The organism is uncultured Cetobacterium sp. (assembly GCF_947038635.1).
In the GTDB taxonomy this organism is placed as follows: domain Bacteria; phylum Fusobacteriota; class Fusobacteriia; order Fusobacteriales; family Fusobacteriaceae; genus Cetobacterium_A.
In genome coordinates, this window is the sequence record NZ_CAMQXC010000144.1 from 1 (window position 1) to 5,092 (window position 5,092).

The 5,092-nt window shown below is 27.2% G+C and carries 6 protein-coding genes; 3 read left to right on the forward strand and 3 right to left on the reverse strand.

All coding sequences use genetic code 11. The features are described 5' to 3' along the window. Positions 1-50: 50 nt before the first annotated feature. Positions 51-857, forward strand: a complete 807-nt coding sequence (gene thiD, locus Q0V08_RS10550) for a bifunctional hydroxymethylpyrimidine kinase/phosphomethylpyrimidine kinase (protein WP_297434584.1) — start codon at positions 51-53, stop codon at positions 855-857. Beyond that, the gene (gene thiM, locus Q0V08_RS10555; protein WP_297434586.1) at positions 850-1,677 is read left to right on the forward strand and encodes a hydroxyethylthiazole kinase; all 828 of its coding nucleotides are present in this window, start codon (positions 850-852) and stop codon (positions 1,675-1,677) included. Before thiD ends, thiM begins: the two co-directional genes overlap by 8 nt. Here the strand turns inward: thiM and Q0V08_RS10560 are convergent. The 3 genes from Q0V08_RS10560 to Q0V08_RS10570 are packed head-to-tail and all read right to left on the reverse strand — an operon-like array spanning position 1,670 to position 4,377. Continuing rightward, entirely contained in the window at positions 1,670-2,974 is a 1,305-nt protein-coding gene (locus Q0V08_RS10560) for an amino acid permease (protein ID WP_297434588.1), read from the reverse strand. The genes thiM and Q0V08_RS10560 overlap by 8 nt on opposite strands. Positions 2,975-2,983: 9 nt before the next feature. Then, positions 2,984-3,766 carry an ABC transporter permease gene (locus Q0V08_RS10565; RefSeq protein ID WP_297434589.1) on the reverse strand — a complete coding sequence of 261 codons (783 nt, stop codon included), beginning with the start codon at positions 3,764-3,766 and terminating at the stop codon, positions 2,984-2,986. Further along, positions 3,766-4,377, reverse strand: coding sequence for an ATP-binding cassette domain-containing protein (locus tag Q0V08_RS10570; protein ID WP_297434591.1), 612 nt, complete (start codon positions 4,375-4,377; stop codon positions 3,766-3,768). Before Q0V08_RS10570 ends, Q0V08_RS10565 begins: the two co-directional genes overlap by 1 nt. Before the next feature lie 318 nt (positions 4,378-4,695). Here Q0V08_RS10570 and Q0V08_RS10575 point away from each other — a divergent pair, with 318 nt between their 5' ends. Continuing rightward, complete coding sequence (locus tag Q0V08_RS10575) at positions 4,696-4,989, forward strand: hypothetical protein (RefSeq protein ID WP_297434593.1); 294 nt, start codon at positions 4,696-4,698, stop codon at positions 4,987-4,989. Positions 4,990-5,092: the final 103 nt, after the last annotated feature.

Below are 5,092 nucleotides of genomic sequence, written 5' to 3' on the forward strand. Positions count from 1 at the left end.
TCCCTATTTTAGGGATAGCTTTTTTTATGCAAAAATTCTAGGAGGTAAAAATGAAAAAAGTTTTAACTATAGCAGGATCTGATTCATGTGGTGGTGCAGGAATTCAAGCAGACTTAAAAGCTATGAGTGCTCAAGGAGTATATGGTATGAGTGTTATAACTGCGATTACAGCACAAAATAGTATGGGAGTTTTCGCAGTTCAAGAGGTGGACTTAAATATTATAAAAAAACAAATAGAAGTTTTGTATGAGGATATAGAGATAAGTTCAGTAAAAATAGGGATGTTATCTAGTAGTGAAATCATAAAAGTTGTTTATGAAACTTTAAGAGATGTTAATGGGAAAAATATAGTTATAGATCCAGTTATGGTTTCTAAAAGTGGGTACTATCTTTTAAAAGAGGAAGCTATACAAGCATTAAAAGAGTTTTTAAAAATTGGAACTCTTGTGACACCAAATATTCCAGAAGCTGAAATTTTAGCAGATATGAAAATAGAATCTGAAGAAGATATGATTTTAGCGGCTAAAAAAATAAAAAAATTAGGTGCAAAAAATGTTTTAATAAAAGGTGGACATAGAGAGGATAACTGTACAGATATACTTTTAACAGAGGAAGATGAAGTTATTAGATTTTTAGGTGAGAGATTTGAAACAAAAAATACACATGGAACAGGATGTACATTATCCTCAACTATAGCTTCTTATATAGGAAAAGGTTACTCTATAGAGGAGTCAGTAAAAATGGGAAAAAGATATATAACGGAAGCGATTAAAAACTCATTTTCTATAGGAGAGGGAGTAGGACCAGTAGGACATTTTGTAAATCTTTATAAAAAGGCGGGTGTTGATTTTGAATAAAAATATTATGAAAGAAGAGATAATTAATGAGATTGTATTAGCTTTAAAAAATATTAAGGAGAAAACACCATTAGTTTATCATTTAACGAATACAGTAACTATAAATGATTGTGCTAATATAACGTTGGCTATTGGTGGTTCACCATTAATGTCATTTTGTCTAGAAGAGATAGAAGAAATAATTGGATTTTCATCAAGTGTAGTTTTAAATATAGGAACGATGGATAGAAGCATGGAGAAAATGGCAGTAGAAGTTGGAAAAATTGCTAATAAATTAAAAAAGCCAATTATTTTAGACCCTGTGGGAGTAGGCGCTACAAAAGCTAGAAAAAATCTTGTAAATTCATTATTAAAAGAGGTAAGATTTACAGTAATAAAGGGAAATATGGCCGAAATAAAATCACTTTTAAATATAGACTCTTTAAGTAGGGGAGTAGATTCCTTAGAAAAAGATGATAGTGGGGAAAAATTGGTGAAGCTTGCGGCTAAAAAGTTTAATTCAGTGATAGCTATAACTGGAGAAATTGACTATATTGGAAATCAAGAAGTAGTTTTTAAAGTAATGAACGGTCATAAAAAAATGGGATTAGTTACAGGAACAGGATGTATGATTTCATCTTTAATAGGAGCATTTTTAGGAGGAGAAAATAACTCTTTAATCAGTACATTAGGTGGGGTATTATCAATGGGAATAGCTGGAGAATTAGCAGAAAAAAAATTTATAGGAACAGGAAGTTTAAAAGTTAATATAATGGATAATATATCAAATTTAACTGAAGAAACAATAAGAAAAAATGAAAAAATATCCTCTGCTAATTAGCAGAGGATTTATACTTTTTATATAAATAAAAAGGTAATCCTGTTAAGTATATAAGAAGTGTTTGAATAATATAATTTTCTCCAGCAGCATACACCATCCAAAAACAATAAAATAAGGCTAAAATTCCATATACAATATATTTTTTATCATTTTTAAATGATGAAATTTTTAGTAAAAATAAAATAGAAAAGATATATGGTAAAAGCATTAGTGCAGCAGCAGAATTTGTAATTATAAGATATACATTACTTGAGAAAAGAGAAATCATAAAAGCAATTTGTTTAATAGAAGCATTAAAAATTAGTGCATTACTAGCAGCCCCATTAATATTTAATTTTTTTAGAAAACTTGGAAATAAATTATCCATAGATATATTATATGGAATTTCAGCAGCTATAATAGTCCAAGTAATCCAAGCACCAAATATGGAGATTAAAACAGAAATATTAATAAAAATTGCACCCCATTTGCCAATAATAGCCTCTAATATATAAGCTAAAGCTGGATCTTTTAAGTTTTGGAGTTTTTCAGCAGGAAGTATACCATAACTTAGAACGACTATAAAAATATATAAAAAAAGTGCTATAAAATAACCAACAAAAGTGGCACGACTAACATCATTTTTATTTTTTGCTCTCCCAGAGATAACAACAGCTCCTTCCACTCCTATTAAAGCCCATAAGGTTTGAAGCATACATCCTTTAATCTGTATAAAAATATCTCCCTTGTAATTTAATGTTCCCCAAAAGTCGAGAGAAAATATTTTATATTTAAAAAAAATAAACATAAAACAAATAGACATAATAATTGCTGAAACTTTACCAAAAGTGGCTAAAAAATTGAAAAAATTATAAGTTTTAATACCTTTCATAATAATATAAGAAATCAACCATAAAAGAGAAGTACCTAAAATAAATCCTTGAGGTGTTTTCACTCCTACAATAGATGGGAAAAAATAGCTTAGTGTTTGTACTATAAGAACAGGATAGCTTGCATTACTAACAACGCAAGCTAACCAATATCCCCAAGCAGAAAAAAATCCAGCTAAAGGTCCAAAGCCTATACGAGCATACTCATATATTCCATTATTTAAATCTGGTTTTTTTAAAAGAAGTCTTTGGTAAATTTTTATTATGAAAAATACACCGAATGTGGATATGCTCCAACCTATTAAAGCCGCACCAATAGAAGATGTTTTTGCAATTTCTTTTGAAATATTAAAAATTCCACCACCAATAACAGAACCAATTACAACACCAATAAGCCCAAATAAACCAAACTCTTTTTTCTCAGTCATAAATATCACCTATTCTTTAATTTTTAATGTAAATATTGAATACTTATTAAAAAAGTATAATGAACAAAAATAAAGTAAAATAAAAGAAGATAAAAATCTACAGACAAAAAGAGCAATCATTATAGCAATTTGATATTTTATAGCAACAATAGGTAAAGATCCTCCTAAAATTTGACCAGTCATCATACCAGGAAGAGAAACTAATCCAACATTTGCCATAGTAGCAACAGAAGGTTTAAAAGCTAAAGTTATGGCATTTGCTATAAATGGTTTTAGTGCTTCAAATTTAGTAGCTCCAAATGATAAAGATAGAAGATAGCTTTCCTCGTTAAGTTTTAAATTATTTAAAAAGTCATTGATAGTTACAATCATTCCATTTAGAGTATTTCCTAAAATCATACCAGAGATTGGTATTAAATATAGAGCATCAAGAGGATCTTTTAAGTGTAGTAAAAGCTCTGAAAATATAAACATATTAAGAATTAAAGGGATGATAGTAGATACAGCAACGATTATATAAAATTTATGATCTTTTATTTTAACATCTCTTACAATTGTAAAGGTACATGCAAAAGTCATAAGAGCCAAATATGCTAGATTAATCCATGAGTTATTGATTGTTAGGATATAGTGTAGATAAACTCCAACTAACATAAGTTGTATAAACATTCTTAGAATAGATTTTATAACATTAGAAATCATATGTATTTCAAGATAATTCATAATATAAAATATAGGGATTAAAAAAATAACAAAATAAAGTAAATTAGGTAAAAATATATCTTGTGCCACTAAAGGATCACCTTCCTAAAGTTATCTAAAGCTTCTATTTTATCATGAGAGACTAAAATAACTGTTTTATTAGTATTTAAAATATAATTTGTAACTTTTTCTTTCATATCTTGATCTAAAGAAGAGGTTATTTCATCTAAAACCCAAATTTTTCGATCTAATAAAATAATTATAACAAAAGCTAATCTTTGCTTTTCACCACCTGAAAGCTGATTTATATTCTTAGATAAAATACTAGAATCTAAATTAAATTCCTTCAAAGTTTTTATAAGAATATCCATATCTAATTTAGTTTTTAAATTTTCCTTATAATTAAAAATAGTATGTATTAATTTTTCAATTTTTACATTTAAAAAAGGTGTAGATTGAGGCATGTATCCAATTTTATTTCGAATGATATTAATATTTTGTTCATTTAATTCTAAATTATCTACAAAGATATTTCCAGAATTGGGAGTGCTAAAACCAAGTAAAAGTTTAAGTAATGTAGTTTTTCCTTTTCCAGAAACTCCAGAAATTAATATCTTTTCTCCTGGATTTACAACTAAATTAAAGTTATTTAAAACAATTTTATTATTAAATTTAATACTTATATTTTTAAAACTAATCATATTCCCCTCCATAAAACTTTATAGGGATTTTAACATATAAAGCAAGGAAAAACCATAAGAAATTTGTATATAAAACTAGGGAGAGTTTAAAAATAAGGAGGTTGTTTATATGACGGGACGAGTATCAAATTAGAAGAGGTTAATAACTTTGAAAAAAGATTACTAAAACATGGGAAAATTTTAACATTAAAGCCTAAAGAGGATAAGATAAATAGCTTTTTTCTAGAGAAAGGTCATAATGTTGAACATTTAAAATTAGAATCTCAAAGTGATAATGAATTACATGAAGCTCTTGCAAGAGAAAATATAGTTAAAATTATGAGAGGATTAAAAGATAGAGAGCGATTTATAGGTATTTGGGCTTTAGATACTCTATTACATCTAGATCGTTTGGATCTCTACTATGTTTTGAATAAATTTTATCAAGTTTTGGTTGAAAAAGGCTTGCTTTATCTTTCTTTTAGATTTGGGGAAAAAGATTATTTTAAAGAGGGAAGATGGAATACTTGTTTTACAGAAAAAGAGCTAATGGATTTAGTTGGATTTACTGATTTTGATATTTTAGAAATGAGTAATCAAGATGATTATATTAATGTAATATTAAAAAAGTGAGATTTTTAGTATCACTTTTTTTATCGATTATATTTTTTAGTTAAAATAGATATTTTTTGAGAAAGCTTGCTATCTAAAAAAGAGCTATCAACTCTCCAAATCC

What these genes read in the sequence shown, in the direction of transcription:
- thiD (WP_297434584.1), top strand. Translation starts at nt 51, where the DNA reads ATGAAAAAAGTTTTAACTATAGCAGGATCTGATTCATGTGGTGGTGCA.
- Q0V08_RS10560 (WP_297434588.1), bottom strand. Translation starts at nt 2,974, where the DNA reads ATGACTGAGAAAAAAGAGTTTGGTTTATTTGGGCTTATTGGTGTTGTA.
- Q0V08_RS10570 (WP_297434591.1), bottom strand. Translation starts at nt 4,377, where the DNA reads ATGATTAGTTTTAAAAATATAAGTATTAAATTTAATAATAAAATTGTT.
- Q0V08_RS10575 (WP_297434593.1), top strand. Translation starts at nt 4,696, where the DNA reads ATGAGAGGATTAAAAGATAGAGAGCGATTTATAGGTATTTGGGCTTTA.